Genomic DNA, 18,864 nt, shown 5'->3' on the forward strand with positions numbered 1-18,864 from the left:
TGTCACGTCATGCCACGGTGGCCAGTTCCCGGTCCGCCCGAGGGACGAACCGCACACTCGGGTGGCCGTGGTTCCAGCCGACCGACAGGCGGAGGTTGCCCATCCGGGCCAGGACCAGGCCGATGGTGACGGCCGCGGCGGCCGAGACGGCGCCGCCCGACGCAAGGCCCGCCCGGACGCCGTACGCGTCGGTGATCCAGCCGGCGATCGGGGCGCCGATCGGGGCGCCGCCCATGAACACCATCATGTAGAGGGCCATCACCCGGCCCCGCATGGCCGGGTCGGTGCTCAGCTGGACGCTGCTGTTGGCGGTGACGTTGACCGTCATGCCGAACATGCCGATCGGAGCCATGAGCAGGGCGAACAGCCAGAGGGAGGGGGCCATGGAGGCCGCGATCTCCATCGTGCCGAAGGCCACCGCTCCCGCGACCAGCACCCGCAGCCTGGCCGTGCCGCGCCGGGCCGCGAGCAGGGCGCCCGCCAGGGAGCCCACCGCCATCAGCGTGTTGAAGAGGCTGTAGGAGCCCGCGCCCGCGTGGAAGACGTCGTCGGCGAAGGCCGAGAGATAGACGGGGAAGTTGAAGCCGAAGGTGCTGACGAACCCGACCAGGACGATCGTCCAGATCAGCTCGGGGCGCCCGGCGACGTACTGCAGGCCCTCCCGCAGCTGGCCCTTGCCGCGCGGGGCGCGCTCGACGACGTGCAGCTCACGCGAGCGCATCAGCAGCAGTCCGGCGAGGGGGGCGACGAAGGACAGTCCGTTGAAGAGGAACGCCCAGCCGGTGCCGACGCCGGTGATCATCACGCCGGCCACGGCGGGGCCGACCAGCCGGGCCGACTGGAAGTTCGCGGAGTTGAGGCTGACCGCGTTCTGGAGCTGGTCGGGGCCGACCATCTCGGAGACGAAGGTCTGGCGGGCCGGGTTGTCCAGGACGGTCGCGAGGCCGACGGCGAAGGCGGCGACGTAGACGTGCCAGACCTGGACGTGGCCGGAGAGGCTGAGGACGGCGAGCGCGATGCCGGTGAGGGCCATCGCGGACTGGGTGAACAGCAGCGTGCGGCGCTTGGGCAGCCGGTCGACGAGGACGCCGCCGTAGAGGCCGAAGAGGAGCATCGGGAGGAACTGGAGTGCCGTCGTCACGCCGACGGCGGTGGCGGAGCCGGTGAGGCTGAGCACCAGCCAGTCCTGGGCGATGCGCTGCATCCAGGTGCCGATGTTGGAGACGACCTGGCCCATGAAGAACAGGCGGTAGTTCCTGACCTTCAGGGAGCTGAACATGGATGACCTGGATGGCCTGGATGACTTGCCGGGGCCCGCGGCGGGCTGCCCGGCAAGGGTCTCGTGGGTGGTCGGTGCGGGGGCGGAGTCTGCTCCGGATCCCGAACTCAAAAGGGTCGCCTCCTCAGGCCTGACGGCTGTCTACAGGTGTGCGAGTTTCTCCAGTACGGGGGCGGCGGCGCGCAGTTTCGCCCACTCGTCCTCGTCGAGGCCGTCGACCAGGGTGGCCAGGAAGGCGTTCCGCTTGGCGCGGCTCTCCTCGAGCATGGCCTCGGCCTGCTCGGTCTTCGTGACGACCTTCTGGCGCCGGTCCTCGGGATGCGGCTCCAGCCGGACCAGGCCCTTGGCCTCCAGCAGCGCCACGATGCGGGTCATCGAGGGGGGCTGGACGTGCTCCTTGCGGGCGAGTTCGCCGGGGGTGGCGCTGCCGCAGAGGGAGAGGGTGCCGAGTACCGACATCTCGGTCGGGCTCAGCGACTCGTCGACCCGCTGGTGCTTGAGCCGACGGGACAGCCGCATCACGGCTGAGCGCAGGGAGTTCACGGCGGCAGCGTCGTCGCCATGGGTGAGGTCAGGCATCTCTTTAGCGTAACTCATTACTCTCGCTAAACAAACTGGCGTGCGCCCGGATTCCCCGTGACCCCGGCCACGGAAACCTCTCCATCACTCGAACGAGTGAGTAGGCAGCGGAAAGTGACCGGACTGCGGTACGCGCCCGCGACCCTCGTCCCATGGGGACCACTGTGCTCAGCCTGCGGATAGACGGGGAGCTGCTCGAACGGCTCCGGCAGCATGCGGCGAAAAGGGGAATGAGCGTCCAGGACTATGTCGTCCAGACGCTCATTCGCGACGACTTCGACGAGCGGTTCCAGACCGCCGTCGAGGAGACGGAGAAGTTCTACGGGCTCACCTGAGCCGCCCGGCCGGGGGCGGCAGGCGGGCGGGTCAGGTGAGGCCGAGGGCCGGCATCAGGTAGTAGAAGGCGAAGACCGCGGAGACCACGTACATCGGCGCCGGGACCTCCCGGCCGCGCCCGACCGCCAGGCGCAGCAGCACGAAGGTGATGAAGCCCATGCCGATGCCGTTGGTGATCGAGTAGGTGAACGGCATCATCACCATCGTGATGAAGGCCGGGACGGCGATCGTGTGGTCGGCCCAGTCGATCTCCTTGACCGAGCCGGCCAGGATCAGGAAGCCCACCGCGAGCAGGGCCGGGGTGGCGGCCTGGGACGGGACCATCGTGGCGACCGGCGTGAGGAACAGCGCGACGGTGAAGAGGCCGCCGGTGACGAGGTTCGCGAAGCCGGTGCGGGCGCCCTCGCCGACCCCGGCCGTGGACTCCACGAAGGCGGTGGTGGCGGACGAGGAGCTGGCACCGCCCGCGGCGACCGCGAGGCCGTCGACGAAGAGGACCTTGTTGATGCCGGGCATCTCACCCTTGGCGTTGGTCAGCCTGGCCTCGTCGCTGACGCCCATGATCGTGCCCATCGCGTCGAAGAAGCACGACAGCAGGACCGTGAAGACGAAGAGGACGCCGGTCAGGACGCCGACCTTGCCGAAGCCGCCGAAGAGGCTGACCTCGCCGATCAGCCCGAAGTCGGGGGTGGCGACGGGGTTGCCGGGCCACTCGGGGGTGGTGAGGCCCCAGGAGGGGATCGTCGCGACCGCGTTGATGATCAGCGCGAGGACGGTCATCGCGACGATCGAGATGAGGATCGCGCCGGGGACCTTGCGGGTGATGAGGGCCAGCGTGAGCAGGGCGCCCAGGATGAAGACGAGGACCGGCCAGCCGTTGAGGTGACCGTCGGCGCCGAGCTGGAGCGGGACGGTCGTGTGGGCGGCGTCCGGGATACGGCTGACGAAGCCGGAGTCGACGAGCCCGATCAGCATGATGAACAGGCCGATGCCGATGCTGATCGCCTTGCGCAGGCCGAAGGGCACCGCGTTCATGACGCGCTCGCGCAGACCGGTGGCGACCAGGAGCATGACCACGAAACCCGCGAGCACGACCATGCCCATGGCGTCCGGCCAGGACATCCGGGGCGCGAGCTGGAGCGCGACCACCGAGTTCACGCCCAGGCCGGCGGCCAGCGCGATGGGCACGTTGCCGATCACGCCCATGAGGAGCGTGGTGAACGCGGCCGTCACACACGTGGCGGTGACCAGCTGGCCGTTGTCGAGCTGGTGCCCGTACATGTCCTTCGCGCTGCCGAGGATGATCGGGTTCAGCACGATGATGTACGCCATCGCGAAGAAGGTGGCGAAACCGCCTCGGATCTCGCGAGGCAGCGTGCTGCCCCGTTCGGAGATCTTGAAGTAACGGTCGAGGGCGCCGTAGAGGGGCGTGGCTCCCGGCTGTTCAGGGGCGGGGACCTTGGCGGGGGCCGACGTGGGCATGTTTTTGGTGTTTCCTACGAAGAGAAGTGGTCAGCAACAAACCGTTTCAGTATGAACATATAACGTTCGGATCGGCCATCTCCGCGCGTAGATGTGATCGCCTCGTAAGCTGAGCACCATGGAGAAGTGGATTCCCGAACACGAGGCGCCGGAGCCCCTGGAGGGCCCCGTGGTTGCCACCATCACCGGCGGCACGATCCTCTGGTTCGTCCTCTTCCTCGTCCAGCTCCCCTTCTACGGCTGGTTCGACGACCACGGCCGGCTGTGGTGGGTGTGGACATGCCTCGCGGGCGCCGGACTCGGCCTGATCGGCATCTGGTACGTCCGCAAACGGGACGCGGCGATCAAACGGGACGCGGCGAACGGGCCGGGCGCGCCCGTGGCCCCGGCCGCCGACCAGGACATGCCCTAGGTCGCGGGCGCCAGGACGGTACTACCCAGGCACTACCCGGCCGCGCATCCGTCGTCCCGAGGTCGGATCTTCGGTGGTCTCAGGGGGTGAACCCCCACATCCGCACGTACCGTCGAACCCATGGCCCACACCGACGCACCCGCCTCCGCGCCGACGGCGACCGGCCTCACCGCCGCCGAGGTCGCGGACCGCGTGGCGCGCGGCCGGGTGAACGACGTACCCGTCCGCAGCAGCCGCTCCGTCGGCGAGATCGTCCGGGCGAACGTCTTCACCCGATTCAACGCGATCATCGGCGTCCTCTGGGTGATCATGCTGTTCGTCGCCCCCATCCAGGACGGCCTGTTCGGCTTCGTGATCCTCGCCAACACCGGCATCGGCATCATCCAGGAGTGGCGGGCGAAGCAGACCCTGGACTCCCTCGCGGTCGTCGGCGAGGCCCGGCCCACCGTCCGCCGCGACGGCACGGCCGTCCAGGTCACCACCTCCGAACTCGTCCTGGACGACCTCATCGAGATCGGTCCCGGGGACAAGGTCGCCGTGGACGGGGTGTGCGTCGAGGCGGACGGGCTGGAGATCGACGAGTCGCTGCTCACCGGCGAGTCCGACGCCGTCGTCAAGCGGCCCGGCGACCAGGTCATGTCGGGAAGCTTCGTGGTGGCCGGCGGGGGCGCCTTCCAGGCCACGAAGGTCGGCCGGGAGGCCTACGCCGCCCAGCTCGCCGAGGAGGCCTCCCGCTTCACGCTGGTCCACTCCGAGCTGCGCTCCGGCATCTCCACGATCCTCAAGTACGTGACCTGGATGATGGTCCCGGCCGCGATCGGCCTGGTGATCACGCAGCTCTTCGTCAAGAACAACGATCTCAAGGAGTCCATCGCCCGTACCGTCGGAGGCATCGTCCCGATGGTCCCGGAGGGGCTCGTCCTGCTCACCTCGGTCGCCTTCGCAATCGGCGTCATCCGGCTCGGCCGGAAACAGTGCCTGGTGCAGGAGCTGCCGGCCATCGAGGGCCTCGCCCGCGTCGACACCGTCTGCCTGGACAAGACCGGCACGCTGACCGAGGGCGGCATGGACGTCACCGGGCTCAGCACGCTCGACGGCTACGACGAGACGTACGTACGCCAGGTGCTCGGGGCCCTCGGGGAGTCCGACCCCCGGCCGAACGCCTCACTCCGGGCGATCATCGACGCCTACCCCGACGCCGAGGACTGGCGCTGCACCGAGTCGCTGCCCTTTTCCTCCGCGCGCAAGTACAGCGGCGCCAGCTTCAGCGAGGGCAACGGGGAGAGCGGCACCTGGCTGCTGGGGGCGCCGGACGTGCTGCTGGACGACGGCGATCCCGCCCTCGCCGAGACCGAGCGGCTCAACGAGCAGGGCCTGCGCGTGCTGCTGCTGGCCCGCGCCGCGCGCGACCTCGACGACCCCGACCCGGCACGGGGCGCCAAGCCGGCCGCCCTCGTCGTGCTCGACCAGCGGCTGCGGCCGGACGCCGCCGACACCCTGCGCTACTTCGCCGAGCAGGACGTCCGGGCCAAGGTCATCTCCGGCGACAACGCGGTGTCGGTGGGGGCGGTGGCCGCGAAGCTCGGGCTGGACGGCCGTACCGTCGACGCGCGGCGGCTGCCCGCCGAGCCGGAGGGCATGGGCCGGGCGCTGGACGAGGGCACGGTGTTCGGCCGGGTCACCCCGCAGCAGAAGCGGGACATGGTCGGCGCGCTCCAGTCACGCGGGCACACGGTCGCGATGACCGGGGACGGCGTCAACGACGTCCTCGCGCTGAAGGACGCCGACATCGGCGTCGCGATGGGATCGGGGTCCGAGGCCACCCGGGCGGTCGCGCAGATCGTGCTGTTGAACAACAGCTTCGCGACCCTGCCGTCGGTGGTGGCCGAGGGCCGGCGCGTCATCGGCAACATCACCCGCGTGGCGACCCTCTTCCTGGTGAAGACGGTCTACTCGGTGCTGCTGGCCCTGCTGGTGGTCTGCTGGCAGGTCGAATACCCCTTCCTGCCCAGGCACCTGACGCTGCTGTCCACCCTCACCATCGGCATCCCGGCCTTCTTCCTCGCCCTCGCCCCCAACACGGAACGGGCCCGGCCGCACTTCGTACGACGGGTGATGCGGTACTCGGTCCCGGGCGGGGTGGTGGCCGGGGTCGCGACCTTCGTCACCTACCTGATCGCCCGTCACCACTACACGGGCGCAGGCTCGTTGGAGGCCGAGACCAGCGCTGCGACCCTCACCCTGTTCCTGATCTCGATGTGGGTGCTGGCGATCATCGCCCGGCCGTACACCTGGTGGCGGGTGCTGCTGGTGGCCTCGATGGGCGGGGCGTTCCTGCTCGTCCTCGTGGTCCCGTGGCTCCAGGACTTCTTCGCCCTGAAGCTGGTCGGGATGACGATGCCGTGGATCGCGGTGGGGGTCGCGGCGGTGGCGTCGCTCGCCCTGGAACTCTCCTGGAAATGGGTCGACCGCCGTTTCCCGGCGTGAGAGGCAGGACGGCTCACCGCGGGCCGGCCGGGGTCCGGTGACGGGGAACGCCGAGGGGGAAACGCGAAACGGCCGGACCGGGCATCCCCGGTCCGGCCGTTCTCACCTGCCTGGTGTCACTTGACGTCGACGAAGTCACCCGCGGCGTTGACCGCCGGGGTCGTCGCGTTGCCCGCGAAGACGAAGCGGTAGTAGCCGTCCACGGACGCCTTGACCGTGGTCTTCAGGCCGCCGCTGGTGCTGCTCTTGATGGTCTTGACGGTGCTGTAGGTGCTGCTGCCCTTCTTGCGGAACTGCAGCTTCACCGCCTGGGTGGAGACGCCGCCGTACAGGCCGGTGTCCCAGTTGGCGCGGGCCAGCTTGCCCGTGACGGTGATGGTCTTGCCCTTCTTCACCGGCTCAGGCGCGGCGTTGACCGTCAGCGTGGAGAAGCGCTGGAGCTTGGTGGTGGCCACGGCGTCGGTCTCGGCGTAACCGACCTTGGTCAGGTCGATGTCGTCGTCGCTGTACGGGTCCTGGTCGTTCCAGTCGACGACGTAGCCGAGCGCCTTCCACGTGGTGGCGTCGGCGTTGTAGAGCTCCTCGGCCGGGAGGATGTCGATGGTGCCCTTGCAGGAGGCGACCGTGGCCGAGGTGTTGGTGCAGGTAGGCCAGTCGTCGCCGACGAGAACGTTGGCCGGGTCCGCGGACGAACCGCGGTAGATGACCAGGTCCAGCTCGGTGTCGTCGGCGGTGAGGTCGACGTCCGCGCCGTGCGTGACCTTGAAGGTGACCGGGACGGTGACCTTGCCGCTGGTGCGGGCCACGATCGGCAGACCGTTGTTGATCCGGACGCTGCCGAACGTGGCGTTCAGCGCGTACGGGGTGCCGGTGTCGGCAGGCGTGGCACCGGTGAAGGCGGTCTTGCCGGAGGTGGCCGCGTGGATGGCCTTCAGGGTGTCGACGGGGTTGTGCGAGTTGCTGCCGGTGGCCTGGGCGGCCGGCACGGCGAGGGCGGACAGGGCCAGGGCGCCGGTGACGGCGGCCACGGTGGCTCGTATGCGCATTGCGTTCCCCCTGGGGAGAGGGACCCGGACGCTGGCCGTACGCACGGCTCGTCGTCACATCCGGGGCCCAAAGTGATGGTGGAGTCTCTTGACTCATGTGATCAGATGCCTTGTGGGGGCGGATGGTTGTACGTTCCGTGAGAAATTCGTGGAAGAAATCTTCACACCGTCACCACCCGCCCCGCGGCCGTCGCCACACGCGCCACGCGGCCATCACCCCACCGCGCCCCGCAGCCGCCGCCACCCGGCCCCGCAGCCGGGCCGGGTCAGTCGAACCAGCGGTCGCGGGCCAGTTCCAGGGTCCGTGACGGGTCCTCCAGCAGGGCCGCGACCTCGAAGCGGCGCGGCCACTGCCTCGCCGCCCAGGCGAGTCCGGCGGCCACGCCTTCCAGGGTGGCGGCGTGCAGGACGCCGTCGTTCGTCAGCCGCCAGTCGATCTCCACGCCGTCGACGACGAGTTCCTCGTGCTCGACGTACGTGTCGGGCGTGCGCGGCCCGAGCAGCACTCGCACCGACTCCGGTACGTCGTGCTCGACGCCCTCCGAGTCGACCTGCCCGGTCACGGACTCGCTCAGCCGCCGCACCTGGAACAGTTCGGCCAGTTCCGCGGCCCTGGCGGGGCGCACCGGAAGCAGCGGCACCCCCTCGGTGAAGGGCAGCAGATCGGGCGAGTCGACGACGACGGCGTCAGCCGCGTCCACGACCTCGACCCGCCCGTCGACGACGGCCCGCAGCTCGTCCGGGAGGGTCACCCGATCGGGATCCAGCTCGGCCAACGCGCCGTACAGCCCGTGCAGTTGGGCTCCGGAGACGGGACGTTCCGGGTCGGCGAGGCGATCGAGGAGTTCGGCGGCGCCCCCGGGCTCGTCGAGGAGCGCGGCCACGGAGGTCCGCACGCCGAGGGCACGCAGCACCTGCTCGTCGTCGAAGCCCGTGGCGTCGGCCTCCTCGTACAGGCCGCGCAGGAGCGGGTCCCCGCCCGCGGCCAGCAGACCGGCCGGGCGGCGGCCGTCGAGCACCGGGTTCCCGCGCAGCCACCAGGCGGTGTACGGCCGTACCACCTCGTGGGTGCCGTCGGGCAGGAGGATCCGCACCGGCTGGGTGAGGGCGTCACGCAGGGGCGGCCTGGCCAGCAGCGCGAGCGCCTGGGGCCAGCGATCCTCGTCGACGAGGTCGAGGTCGCGGACGGCGACCAGCTCGGTGGCGACGGGCGGCACCGGGCTGTCCGGGAAACGGTCGAGGATGTCCTCGCACCACACGTCGACGGCGTCCAGCAGCCCCGCGTCGTCGGGCTCGGCGAAGTCCCCTTCGCGGGGCTCCAGTTCGTCCGGGTCGAGGACGACGTCCGTGGCGCGGACGAGCGCGAAGTTCGCCAGGACGCCACAGGCGGCGAGAGGCTGTTCGCCCCACTTCTGCGCCAGCTCGGCGTCCACGTGGGCGAGTTCGTCCTCCCGGATGACAGAGGCGAACGGGCTTCCCGGCAGCACCAGTTCACCGGCGGGGACGAGCTCCCCGTCCTCGTCCGGCAGCGCGAGGGCGCCGAGCCAGGGTTCGTCGCCGGGGTCCAGGGCGGCGTCGCGGACCAGGGCGAGCACGGTGTCGGCGAGTTCCTCGGCGTCCGGGGTGTCCTGGTCGTCCCAGGCGCCGCCGTCGTCGTCCAGGGACGCGGCGACGGCGGCCCGCACCTGCGGGGTCGTCAGGACGGCGCGGGGCGTCGCGGGCAGCGCGCCGAGCTTCTCCAGAAGGGGGTGCGCGGCGTCCTGGTGGGCGACCTTGAGGCCGAGCCGGGCGAGGGTCTCCGGGTCGGGACCCGCTCCGTCCGCCGTGGGCAGCAGCACCTGGCGGGGGCCGATGGTGGTCCGCCCTCCCCCGGCAAGGGGCACCGGGAGCCCGGAGAGCCGCTCCGGGTCGACACCGGCGAGGCTGTCGTAGAGCCGGTACCACCACTGCGGGTCCTTCTCCAGGCCGGCCAGCCGGTCGACGGCGTCGGCGAGCGGGACCCGGGCGACGCCGAGCGTGCGCAGCTCGACGCGCCGCTCCAGCCCGGCGGGCAGCAGGGTGGGCAGCACCTCCGCGAGCACCCGTACGGTGTCGGCGCCGGCGCCCTCGACGACCTCGGCGTCCCGGGGCCGGAGGGCCTCCGGGAACTCGACCACGTCCTCGCCCTCGTGGCCGCCCTCGGGTGCGGGCCGGACGGCGGGCGGCAGGAACGCGGTCCGCGGCAGCCGCTCCAGGATCGCCTGGCGCAGCGCCCCGTCGAGCTCCCCCTTGCCCAGCGGGCCGGGCACGAGATCGATGATCCCGGCGCCCACCGGCCGCCAGCCGGCGAGGAGTTCGGCATACGCGTCCGCCGCGCGCCGCACCAGGTGATCGGTGAGCGGACCGGGGGCGGCGTGCCGGCGGGTGGTGTCCAGCGGGAAGGAGGCGATGAGCAGGGCGGGGACGCCGAGGGGCTCGTCGCTGGGGGTGGGGGCGTGCACGACGGGGGTGGTGCGGGGCCGGGCGGGCGAACCGTCGTCGTCGACCGGTACGGCCCAGGTGACCGACCAGTGGGGGCGCAGCCGCTCCTCCACCGGGCGGTCGACGAGGAGGTCGGGCGTGAGGGGGCCGTGCGCGGCGACGACACGCCAGCGGGTGGTCCCGTCCCGGGTGTCCGCCACGACGGTGAGGGCGTCGTCGTCGGGGTCGGTGTCCCGGCGCAGGACACGGGGCGCGTCCTCGCCGATCTCGATCACGACCTCTTCCAGACCCGGGAGGGCGAGGAGGAGGGCGTCGTCGACGGCGGTCAGGAGGCGTTCGGCCAGGTCGGCGGCGGCGGTGTCGCGCAGCGGCAGGATCACGGCCGTGTCGTACGGGTCGGGGGCGGTGCCCTGGGCGGCGAAGGGCAGCCGGAGCAGGGGCACATGCCCGTCCCGCCGCCGGATCTCGTCGCCGAGCCCCGGGCTGTGCCGGGCGGTCTCGGAGGCGAGCGCGCGGGCCTCGGCCAGGTCCCAGCGGACGCCGCCGTGCCGGCCGACGACGGCGGGCTCGTCCGTGACGGCGAGGACGGCGGCGAAGCCGACACCGAACCGTCCGACGGCCACGGCCGACTGCCGGGCCTCGCGCTTGGCGGAGGCGCGGAGAGTGGAGAGGGACTCCACACCGGCGGCGTCCAGGGGCGCGCCGGTGTTGGCGGCGACCAGGACACCGTCTCGGAGCGTCAGCCGCAGGCGCCCCGGCACCCCGGCCCTGGCGGCGGCGTCGGCGGCGTTCTGCGCGAGCTCGACGACGAGCCGGTCCCGGTACCCGCCGAGGACGAGGTCCTCCTCGGAGTTGGCGTCCTCGCGGAAACGGGCGGGGCTCGTGGCCCAGGCGTCCAGCACTCCGCGACGCAGGCGGGCCGTGCCGAAGGGGTCCGCGCCCTCGGGTGCCGGCCGCACGAACTTGCTCACGATCCACTCTCCATCATCGGCGTGAGGACGAAGGTACCCGCCTCAGGGAGATCGCCCACCCACCCGACCCGGCCTCTCCCTGGCGGGGGATACGCACGCCCGGTGCGCACCGGTCACGGCAGGGACAGTTCGCGGGTGACGTTACGACACTGAGCCCTTTCCAACCTGTCGGTTGTGACTGAGCGTCGTCGTGCGGGCGGTCGGCCACGACTCCCGGTCACATGTCCGGTAGAAGAAGCCAGACTTCGGAGAGCGCGAGGCCGTGCTCGCGGGTCACCACTCCGCACGGGCAGCCCAGCGAGATCAGGCGCCAGTCGCAGGTCACCGCCCACGGCCCGGCCTTACCCCCGCACGCCGGACAGGCGACGGTCTCGGCCGTCCACACCCCGAAAGCGGGTCTGCGATAGCGCCGGAAGCGGCCCGCGTAGCGGACCCGCCAGGGCTCGACCGGGGGCGTGAGCGGGACGGCCCCGGGCAGGCTCGTCGAGACCAACACGGCGAACAGAGCGATCAAATCGGGGAGCAGGGCCTCGCCAGCCTCTGTCGGTGGCATGGCCAGGCCGTCTGCCGTCCCCGCCGGGGTCCCGTATCTCGGCGCCGCCGCTGCGCCCGGTGGGTTCGGGGTGGCGTGCCAAGGCAGGAAAGCGCGGGCGACGGCGGCCAGGAGGGCGGCTGCGGGCGGGCTGACGGCGCCTGCGTCGAGGTGGTGGAGGGTAGTGCGCAGGAGGCGTTGGAGTCGCCGGTCCCGGTCCGTGGCCAGCGTCCGTGCGGTCGCTGCCCGCCGGGCCGGGAGCGAGGCCGCGAGGCGGTCCAGGACGGCCGCTGCTGCTTCGGAGTCCGCTGCGGCAGGGCGCCACTCCCCGGCGGCCAGAAGCAGCCGCGCCCGCCCAGCCTCACGGGTCAGGGCGCGTGTCTGCAGCGGCCGCGGGCCGAAGGCTGCCCCGTGAGTCTCGTGCCCGCCCGTCATGGCCGCCTCTCGCTCTTCCCTCGTTGTGAGGTCGAGGCGTACGGCGTCGAAGGCCCCCGCGTGGTCCATGCTCGCGGCAGCGGAACGGAACACCGGCACGCCCCTGCCACAACACAGATCTGCTCCGGTCGGCCCTGGTCGCGGTACGCACGCCGAGCCCTACCCGGAACTGCACGCGGCAGCTCCCACCTACTGGCGATCGGGCGACGGCCCGCCCGACCCCCCGTGCGGGCCGGGCCGGTCCGTCGGAACCGGCCTCTCCCCATCACAATCACACAACGACTACGGGAGCACCCCGGCCACCAGGACCGGACAGCCGCCTGGCAGTGGCCCTGGGAGTGGCCGGGTCAGCCCGGAACGGCCAGGTCGACCTTCAGAAAGGCCGGAGGACGCCCTACGAGTGGCCCAATTCCGCCGTGTCCTCGTCCGTCGTGGCCGGCACGGAACCCGAGTCCGCCGCCGGGCGGAGGGGGAACGGGTCGATCCGGGTCTCGTCGATCACCGGCGGAGCCGGCCGCGGCGGGGTCGGCATGACCGCCGCCTCCGAGTGGCCGCCGCAGCCGTAGGCCAGGGAGACCACCCGGCCGTCGGCCGGGGAGAACTCGTTGGCGCAGACACCGAAGGCCTGGCCGAGGGAGCCGCCGATGGGAGTGAGGAAGCCGCAGCTCACACAGGACGCGGGGGCCGCCTGGGCCATGGGGGTCTTGGGGCCGAAGCCGTCCTCCCAGCGGTCGGCCGCGGTGTGCAGACCGTAACGGGAGAGGACCCGGGCGCGACGCAGGCCCAGTTCCTCGGCGACCGCGGCGATGGTGCCCCGGCGCGGAGCCGCCGGGAGAGCCGCGGGCGCGGTCGCCGTGACCTCCGCGTCCTCCGCCTCCGCCAGCTCGGCCATCTCCTCGGAGAGGGGCGAGTTCGGTGTCGGCTCGTCCACGTCGAAGTAGCCCGGTTGCAGGCGCGGGTCGTCCTCGCCCGTGTAACCGGGCTCCAGCCGCAGATCCTCCGCGTCCGTGGGCAGGAGGTCGCCCGGGCCCATGTCGCCGGGGCGCAGGCGCTCGCTCCACGGAAGCCACTCGGGGGCCAGGACCGCGTCCGGGCCGGGCAGCAGGGCCACCTCGTCGAGCGTGACGGTCTTGGCGCGCGAGGCCCGTGCCACCGTCGCCGCCCAGCGCCACCCCCGGTAGCCCAGTTCCTTGCACTCGAAGTAGTGGGTGACCACCCGGTCGCCCTCGGAGAGCAGTCCTACATGCTCGCCGACCACACCGGGGGCGGCTGCCTCCTCGGCTGCGGCGCGTGCGAGGTCGACGGCCTCGGCGCACAGGCGGTCGGGGGTGCGGCTTCGCGTGGTCGCTGCGCTCACAGGTATCGCTTCTCTCCTACGCCGTCTCTCGGTGCGCCGGCCTGAAGGCGGCGGGTGCGAACGGAGCGGACCGGAGGGCCGCGTCGACGTCCGCGCCCGATCGCGCTCGGGCGCACCTGCTGTCATCCATTCTGCGGGATGGCCGGGAGGCGCGCGGCCGAGAACAATCGCCACGGCGCGCTACGCACGCTACCTGCTCGCGGACGCTCGGCCTACACCGACGGGATGTTTCCCGCGCACAGAAGCCCCCGAACCACCCCCGAACCGCCGCCGAGCTCCCTGCGGGCCCGCCCGGCGCGCCGACGATCACACGCCCATACGCGCGGCAACCGCACTACGTACCGCTTTTCCGGGGCACTATGACGGGGTGGCAGCCGCGAGGACACCCCAGGGCGCCACCGGGATCGGTGCGACGAAGGGGAACAAGGGGAGGAGCCGGGTGAGCGGTTCGGGCCGGATGAGCGGGTCCGTCCGCGCGGTCGGCCGTGCCCTGCACTTCCCGTTCACCGGCACCGCCCGAGGGATCAGGAAGGCCACGCACGCGCACGGCGCCGGCGAGTCCGGCCTCGGCAAACTGATCGAGCTGCACGGCGTGAACGGGGCCGGCGATGTCATGATCACCGTCGCGCTCGCCTCGACCGTGTTCTTCTCCGTGCCCACGGACGAGGCCCGCGGGCGGGTCGCGCTCTACCTCGCGATCACCATGGCCCCTTTCACCGTCCTCGCCCCCGTGATCGGCCCCCTGCTCGACCGGCTCCCGCACGGCCGGCGCGCCGCCATGGCCGGGTCCATGCTGGCCCGGGCGCTCCTCGCGCTCGTCCTGTCCGGCGCCGTCGCCACCGGCAGCATCGAGATGTACCCGGCCGCGCTCGGCGTGCTCGTCTCCTCCAAGGCCTACGGGGTGGTCAGAAGCGCGGTCGTGCCCCGACTGCTGCCACCGAGGTTCTCCCTGGTCAAGGCGAACTCACGGGTCACCCTCGGAGGCCTCCTCGCCACCGGGATCGCCGCGCCCGTCGCGGCCGGGCTCCAGGCCCTCGGGCCGCGCTACCCGCTCTACGGCGCCTTCGTGATCTTCGTGGCCGGGACGTTCCTGTCCTTCTCGCTGCCCCGCAAGGTCGACTCCGGCAAGGGCGAGGCCGTGGCGCTGCTCGCCGCCGACGAGCAGCACCTGCACGGCCCGCACCGGCAGCCGGTGAAGCGGCCGGGGCTCAGGACCGTCGGCATCGCCGTCACGCACGCCCTCGGCGCCAACGCGGCCCTGCGCTGGCTGTCCGGGTTCCTGACCTTCTTCCTGGCGTTCCTGCTGCGCGAGCACCCGCTGACCGGGCAGAGCGCGGCCGTGTCGCTGGGCATGGTGGCCGTGTCGGCGGGCGTGGGCAACGCGCTCGGCACGGCGGTGGGCGCGTGGCTGCGCTCCAAGGCCCCGGAGCTCATCATCGTGACGGTCGTCGCCGTCGTGCTGGGCGCGACGATCACCGCCGCGGTGTTCTTCGGGGCGTTCCTGGTGGCGTGCATGGCGGCGGTCGCGGGGTTCTCGCAGGCCCTGGCCAAGCTGTCGCTGGACGCGCTGATCCAGCGGGACGTGCCGGAGCTGGTGCGTACCTCGGCGTTCGCCCGCTCGGAGACGATGCTCCAGGTGTGCTGGGTGTTCGGCGGCGCGGTCGGCATCGTGATGCCGCTGAACGGCACGCTGGGCCTGTCGGTGGCCGCCGCGGTGGTCGCGCTGGGCTGGGTGACCACGGTCCGCGGCCTACTGGCCTCGGTGCGGCACGGGACCGGTGCGAAGCCTCGCGTGGCGTAACGGTGCGAAGCCTCGCGTGGCGTAACCGTGTGGCGGGACACACAGCCACGCCGCACCCCACGTAGAGGGACCGCCGGGCGTGCCCGATAGCCTTCGGCCATGACCACGATGCCCCGCGGCGGAGCCGCTGATGTACCTGGCGTTGTGCGACGCCGCCGCGTCGTCGCCGCCGTCGGCGCCGTTTCCGCCGGACTGCTCGTCCTGTCGGCCTGCGACAAGCCGACCCCGCTGTCCACGATCACCGTCGGCCGCGACTCGGTCAGCGCCGAGGCCACCTGCGGCGGGGACGGCAAGACCCTCCAGGCCGCCGCGCTGACCAAGTGCCTCGCGGACAAGGACATCGAGTCGATCACCGTCGACCCGGACGAGACCGTCCGCTTCGGCGTCGACCCCGACGTGGCCGACAAGCGCTGGACGATCCTGATGAACGGTCAGCCGCTCACCGAGGACAGCGACAAGACGTACCGCACCATCCCGGGCAGCGTGTTCTTCAACGCCCAGTACGGCGCCCAGGGCGACTCCACCCTCGTCTCCATCAAGGCCGGCGACGGGAAGAAGGACAGCCAGTCGGTGACGGGCCTGTGGTCGTTCAAGCTCAAGAAGGACGACTGACCACGTCCCGCACCCGTGTCCTCGTGGCCACCGCGGTCCCCGCCGAACGGGACGCGGTGGCTCGGGCGCTGCCCGGACCCGGCCGTGAGGTGCGCCTGCCGGGTGTCACCCTGCACCGCACGAGCGGGCTCCACGACCTCCTCGCCGCCGGGGTCGGCCCGGCCCTGGCCGCCGCCTCCGTCTCCGCCGCCCTCACGGCGGCCGCGCTGAAGGACGTCCCCTACGGCCTCGTCGTCTCGACGGGCATCGCCGGCGGCTTCGCGCCCGCCGCCCCCGTGGGTTCCCTGGTCCTCGCCGACGAGATCACCGCCGCCGACCTGGGCGCCGAGACCGCCGAGGGCTTCCTGCCCGTCACCGAGCTGGGCTTCGGCACCGTCACCCACCGTCCGCCCGAGTCCCTCGTACGAGAGACCGCGGCCGCCACCGGGGCCCGTATCGGCGTCGTCCTGACCGTCTCGACGGTCACCGGCACCGCCGCCCGGGCCGCCGTCCTGCGCGAGCTCCATCCGCGCGCCCTCGCCGAGGCGATGGAGGGCTTCGGGGTCGCCGAGGCCGCCGCCGCGCACGGCGTGCCCGTGCTGGAGATCCGCGCGGTCTCCAACCCCGTCGGACCGCGCGACCGCGACGCCTGGCGCATCGGCGCGGCGCTCGCCGCCCTGACCACGGCCTTCGGGAAGCTCACCCCCGTCCTGGAGAGTTGGAACCGACATGACCGGTGACGATCTGAAGATCGCGTACTCGCCCTGCCCCAACGACACCTTCGTCTTCGACGCCCTCGCCCACGGCCGCGTCCCGGACGCACCCGGGCTCGACGTGTCGTTCGCGGACATCGACATCACCAACGGCATGGCCGAGCGCGGCGAGTTCGACGCGCTGAAGGTGTCGTACGCCGTGCTGCCGTACGTCCTCGACGAGTACACGCTGCTGCCGTGCGGAGGCGCGCTGGGCCGGGGCTGCGGCCCGCTGGTGCTGACCCGGGAGGCCGCGGCCGAGGGCGCCTCCCACGCCCTCGGCGGTGGGGCGCCGACCGGGCGCACGGTCGCCGTGCCGAGCGAGAGGTCGACGGCGTATCTGCTGTTCCGGCTCTGGGCGGCGGAGCAGGTCCCGGGGGGCGTCGGTGAGATCGTGGTCATGCCGTTCCACGAGATCATGCCGGCGGTGCGGGACGGAAAGGTCGACGCGGGGCTGGTGATCCACGAGGCTCGCTTCACCTACCGCGACTACGGTCTGCACAAGCTCGCGGACCTGGGCGAGCACTGGGAGTCCACGACCGGCCTGCCGATCCCGCTCGGCGCGATCATCGCCAAGCGCTCACTGGGCACCCGCACCCTCACCCTGCTCGCGGACTCGATCCGCGCCTCCGTACGCGCCGCCTGGGACGCTCCCGAGGTCTCCCGCCCTTACGTCATGGAACACGCTCAGGAAATGGATCCGTCCGTCGCCGACCAGCACATCGGTCTGTACGTCAACGAATTCACGGCGGACCTGGGCGAGGACGGCTATGCGGCGGTGCGGGGATTGCTGACGCGTGCGGCGGCCGAGGGGCTGTTGCCGCCCCTCGGCCCGGGTGCGCTCGATTTCCCGTGACACCGTCGACGGATACCGGTTTTCCGTCGGCGGGTTCGGGTCAGACGTCCAACTGGTCGGCGACCGCCCGCAGGAGACCGGCGATCTGCTTGCCGGAGGTCTTCTCCGGGTAACGGCCCTTCTCGAGCATCGGCGTGATGTTCTCGAGGAGGGTGGTCAGGTCCTGGACGATGGAGGCCAGTTCGTCGGGCTTCTTGCGCTGTGCGGCGGCGACCGACGGGGTCGGGTCGAGAATGACGACGGAGAGCGCCTGGTCGCCGCGCTGCCCGGCGACGACGCCGAACTCCACTCGCTGGCCGGGCTTCAGTGCCTCGACTCCGGCAGGCAGGACGGAGGAATGGACGAAGACGTCACCGCCGTCGTCGCGGGAGAGGAAGCCGAAGCCCTTCTCGCTGTTGAACCATTTGACCTTGCCGGTAGGCACGTCTGTCCTCGTCCTCGTACTCGTCGGAAAGCTGCTTCGCCAACTCCGAAACAGCTCTGAACGGCTCTTGATAGCACTCGGGCGGGTCGACCACGACCCGCCGGAACCAAGGCTAGTGGTCTTCGGGCCGGTGACAAGACGTCCCCCGGTTGTTCCTTCGCGCAGGGAACTACCCTGGTCCGGTGCGTGACAAAACCCAAACGAATTCCGCCGCTCCCGGTGACCGACTGATCCGTACCGGCGCCATCGTGTTCTTCGTCGGTGCCGTGGCCACACTGGTCACGGTCGCCCCACTCTTCTTCGACACGTCGCCTTTTCCGACGTACATGTTCGGATTGAGCATGCTCATGGGCGTCGGATTCCTCATCGCGGGCGCCGGCGTCCTGCGGGCGGTCGCCGCGGGCCGGCGTCAGGCGCGGGGCGCGGCGCGGTAGGCCTCGAGGTGGCCGGTGAGCCACTCGGGGAACGCGGTGAGGTCGGTGAGCACGACATCCGCACCGGCCGTCCGCAGTTCCTCCGCACCGATCGGCCCGGTCGGCACGGTGACCGACAGCGCGCCCGCGGCACGCGCGCCGCGTATGTCGCCCACGTGGTCGCCGACGTAGACGCTCGCGCCGTGCTCGCGCAGCGCCTGCGCCTTCTGCTCGGCCCACAGGTTTCCGATGACCGCGTCGGGGCCGAGGCGCAGATGCTCCACCTGGAGCTCGGCGTTGGGCTGGTGCTTGGCGGTGACGATGATCGCCCGCCCGCCGGCCGCCCGCACCGCCGCGATCGACTCGCGGGCGCCGGGCAGCGCGGTCGCGCCGGCGACGCCGTGCTCGGGGTACAGCGAGCGGTACAGGTCGGCGATGGCCGGGACCCGCTCCGCCGGGTACCAGTGGGCCAGCTCGGTCTCCGGCGGCGGCCCGAGCCGGGTGACCACCAGGTCGGCGTCGATGTACGTCCCCGTCCGCTCGGCGAGCGCCACATACGTCGCGCGGATGCCGGGCCGGGAGTCGATGAGGGTCATGTCGAGGTCGAAGCCGACGGTGAGCACTGGTGACGTCATGCGGCCCATTCTGCCG

General features: G+C 71.9%; 17 protein-coding genes. 8 read left to right on the forward strand and 9 right to left on the reverse strand.

The features are described from left to right. Positions 1–7: 7 nt before the first annotated feature. Both ACIPFH_RS28775 and ACIPFH_RS28780 read right to left on the reverse strand, forming a co-directional pair. Complete coding sequence (locus tag ACIPFH_RS28775; RefSeq protein ID WP_401830847.1) at positions 8–1,279, reverse strand: MFS transporter; 1,272 nt, start codon at positions 1,277–1,279, stop codon at positions 8–10. Positions 1,280–1,420: 141 nt separating this feature from the next. Further along, complete coding sequence (locus ACIPFH_RS28780) at positions 1,421–1,858, reverse strand: MarR family transcriptional regulator (protein ID WP_328481230.1); 438 nt, start codon at positions 1,856–1,858, stop codon at positions 1,421–1,423. Between the two features lie 152 nt (positions 1,859–2,010). Between ACIPFH_RS28780 and ACIPFH_RS28785 the strand changes: the two genes are divergently transcribed. After that, a complete protein-coding gene (locus ACIPFH_RS28785) occupies positions 2,011–2,193 on the forward strand; it encodes a ribbon-helix-helix protein, CopG family (RefSeq protein WP_079661526.1) in 183 nt (60 codons plus the stop codon). 31 nt (positions 2,194–2,224) lie between these two features. Here the strand turns inward: ACIPFH_RS28785 and ACIPFH_RS28790 are convergent, their stop codons facing one another. Then, the gene (locus tag ACIPFH_RS28790; protein ID WP_401830850.1) at positions 2,225–3,676 is read right to left on the reverse strand and encodes an NCS2 family permease; all 1,452 of its coding nucleotides are present in this window, start codon (positions 3,674–3,676) and stop codon (positions 2,225–2,227) included. Positions 3,677–3,794: 118 nt separating this feature from the next. Here ACIPFH_RS28790 and ACIPFH_RS28795 point away from each other — a divergent pair, with 118 nt between their 5' ends. Both ACIPFH_RS28795 and ACIPFH_RS28800 read left to right on the forward strand, forming a co-directional pair. Then, positions 3,795–4,088 (forward strand): DUF2530 domain-containing protein, encoded by a 294-nt coding sequence (locus ACIPFH_RS28795; RefSeq protein WP_401830852.1) that lies wholly within the window; start codon positions 3,795–3,797, stop codon positions 4,086–4,088. A gap of 120 nt (positions 4,089–4,208) precedes the next feature. Further along, positions 4,209–6,575, forward strand: coding sequence for a cation-translocating P-type ATPase (locus tag ACIPFH_RS28800; RefSeq protein ID WP_401830854.1), 2,367 nt, complete (start codon positions 4,209–4,211; stop codon positions 6,573–6,575). 116 nt (positions 6,576–6,691) lie between these two features. On the opposite strand, the gene ACIPFH_RS28805 is transcribed toward ACIPFH_RS28800, so the two are convergent. The 4 genes from ACIPFH_RS28805 to ACIPFH_RS28820 form a co-directional block, all read right to left on the reverse strand. Next, the gene (locus ACIPFH_RS28805) at positions 6,692–7,621 is read right to left on the reverse strand and encodes a hypothetical protein (protein ID WP_401830857.1); all 930 of its coding nucleotides are present in this window, start codon (positions 7,619–7,621) and stop codon (positions 6,692–6,694) included. Positions 7,622–7,887: 266 nt separating this feature from the next. Further along, positions 7,888–11,052, reverse strand: a complete 3,165-nt coding sequence (locus ACIPFH_RS28810) for a sacsin N-terminal ATP-binding-like domain-containing protein (RefSeq protein WP_401830859.1) — start codon at positions 11,050–11,052, stop codon at positions 7,888–7,890. A 217-nt stretch (positions 11,053–11,269) separates the two neighbouring features. Further along, positions 11,270–11,605 (reverse strand): hypothetical protein, encoded by a 336-nt coding sequence (locus ACIPFH_RS28815; RefSeq protein ID WP_401830862.1) that lies wholly within the window; start codon positions 11,603–11,605, stop codon positions 11,270–11,272. Positions 11,606–12,413: 808 nt separating this feature from the next. Beyond that, positions 12,414–13,376 (reverse strand): DUF3027 domain-containing protein, encoded by a 963-nt coding sequence (locus tag ACIPFH_RS28820; RefSeq protein WP_401830864.1) that lies wholly within the window; start codon positions 13,374–13,376, stop codon positions 12,414–12,416. A 367-nt stretch (positions 13,377–13,743) separates the two neighbouring features. Between ACIPFH_RS28820 and ACIPFH_RS28825 the strand changes: the two genes are divergently transcribed. From ACIPFH_RS28825 to ACIPFH_RS28840, 4 genes are all read left to right on the forward strand, one after another. After that, entirely contained in the window at positions 13,744–15,177 is a 1,434-nt protein-coding gene (locus tag ACIPFH_RS28825) for an MFS transporter (RefSeq protein WP_401830865.1), read from the forward strand. Between the two features lie 99 nt (positions 15,178–15,276). Further along, entirely contained in the window at positions 15,277–15,789 is a 513-nt protein-coding gene (locus tag ACIPFH_RS28830; protein WP_401830867.1) for a DUF2771 domain-containing protein, read from the forward strand. After that, positions 15,759–16,508, forward strand: coding sequence for a futalosine hydrolase (locus ACIPFH_RS28835; RefSeq protein WP_401830868.1), 750 nt, complete (start codon positions 15,759–15,761; stop codon positions 16,506–16,508). Before ACIPFH_RS28830 ends, ACIPFH_RS28835 begins: the two co-directional genes overlap by 31 nt. Continuing rightward, positions 16,498–17,376 (forward strand): 1,4-dihydroxy-6-naphthoate synthase, encoded by an 879-nt coding sequence (locus ACIPFH_RS28840; RefSeq protein ID WP_401830870.1) that lies wholly within the window; start codon positions 16,498–16,500, stop codon positions 17,374–17,376. The genes ACIPFH_RS28835 and ACIPFH_RS28840 overlap by 11 nt, the downstream gene beginning before the upstream one ends. Positions 17,377–17,416: 40 nt before the next feature. Here ACIPFH_RS28840 and ACIPFH_RS28845 read toward each other — a convergent pair whose 3' ends face one another. Continuing rightward, a complete protein-coding gene (locus ACIPFH_RS28845) occupies positions 17,417–17,800 on the reverse strand; it encodes a cold-shock protein (RefSeq protein WP_020130260.1) in 384 nt (127 codons plus the stop codon). A gap of 182 nt (positions 17,801–17,982) precedes the next feature. Here ACIPFH_RS28845 and ACIPFH_RS28850 point away from each other — a divergent pair, with 182 nt between their 5' ends. Next, positions 17,983–18,234: a hypothetical protein gene (locus tag ACIPFH_RS28850; RefSeq protein WP_401830872.1), complete on the forward strand. Its 252-nt coding sequence runs from the start codon at positions 17,983–17,985 to the stop codon at positions 18,232–18,234. Here ACIPFH_RS28850 and ACIPFH_RS28855 read toward each other — a convergent pair. Beyond that, complete coding sequence (locus ACIPFH_RS28855; protein ID WP_401830875.1) at positions 18,210–18,857, reverse strand: HAD family hydrolase; 648 nt, start codon at positions 18,855–18,857, stop codon at positions 18,210–18,212. The two genes, ACIPFH_RS28850 and ACIPFH_RS28855, sit on opposite strands and share 25 nt — an antisense overlap. Between the last annotated feature and the right edge of the window lie 7 nt (positions 18,858–18,864).

The organism is Streptomyces sp. NPDC088157, assembly GCF_044741545.1.
Classification (GTDB): domain Bacteria; phylum Actinomycetota; class Actinomycetes; order Streptomycetales; family Streptomycetaceae; genus Streptomyces.

Excerpts from the sequence above, each read along its gene's own strand:
- ACIPFH_RS28790 (WP_401830850.1), bottom strand. The coding sequence starts at position 3,676 with ATGCCCACGTCGGCCCCCGCCAAGGTCCCCGCCCCTGAACAGCCGGGA.
- ACIPFH_RS28780 (WP_328481230.1), bottom strand. The coding sequence starts at position 1,858 with ATGCCTGACCTCACCCATGGCGACGACGCTGCCGCCGTGAACTCCCTG.
- ACIPFH_RS28815 (WP_401830862.1), bottom strand. The coding sequence starts at position 11,605 with ATGCCACCGACAGAGGCTGGCGAGGCCCTGCTCCCCGATTTGATCGCT.
- ACIPFH_RS28840 (WP_401830870.1), top strand. The coding sequence starts at position 16,498 with ATGACCGGTGACGATCTGAAGATCGCGTACTCGCCCTGCCCCAACGAC.
- ACIPFH_RS28830 (WP_401830867.1), top strand. The coding sequence starts at position 15,277 with ATGACCACGATGCCCCGCGGCGGAGCCGCTGATGTACCTGGCGTTGTG.
- ACIPFH_RS28805 (WP_401830857.1), bottom strand. The coding sequence starts at position 7,621 with ATGCGCATACGAGCCACCGTGGCCGCCGTCACCGGCGCCCTGGCCCTG.
- ACIPFH_RS28785 (WP_079661526.1), top strand. The coding sequence starts at position 2,011 with ATGGGGACCACTGTGCTCAGCCTGCGGATAGACGGGGAGCTGCTCGAA.
- ACIPFH_RS28795 (WP_401830852.1), top strand. The coding sequence starts at position 3,795 with ATGGAGAAGTGGATTCCCGAACACGAGGCGCCGGAGCCCCTGGAGGGC.
- ACIPFH_RS28855 (WP_401830875.1), bottom strand. The coding sequence starts at position 18,857 with ATGGGCCGCATGACGTCACCAGTGCTCACCGTCGGCTTCGACCTCGAC.
- ACIPFH_RS28775 (WP_401830847.1), bottom strand. The coding sequence starts at position 1,279 with ATGTTCAGCTCCCTGAAGGTCAGGAACTACCGCCTGTTCTTCATGGGC.
- ACIPFH_RS28800 (WP_401830854.1), top strand. The coding sequence starts at position 4,209 with ATGGCCCACACCGACGCACCCGCCTCCGCGCCGACGGCGACCGGCCTC.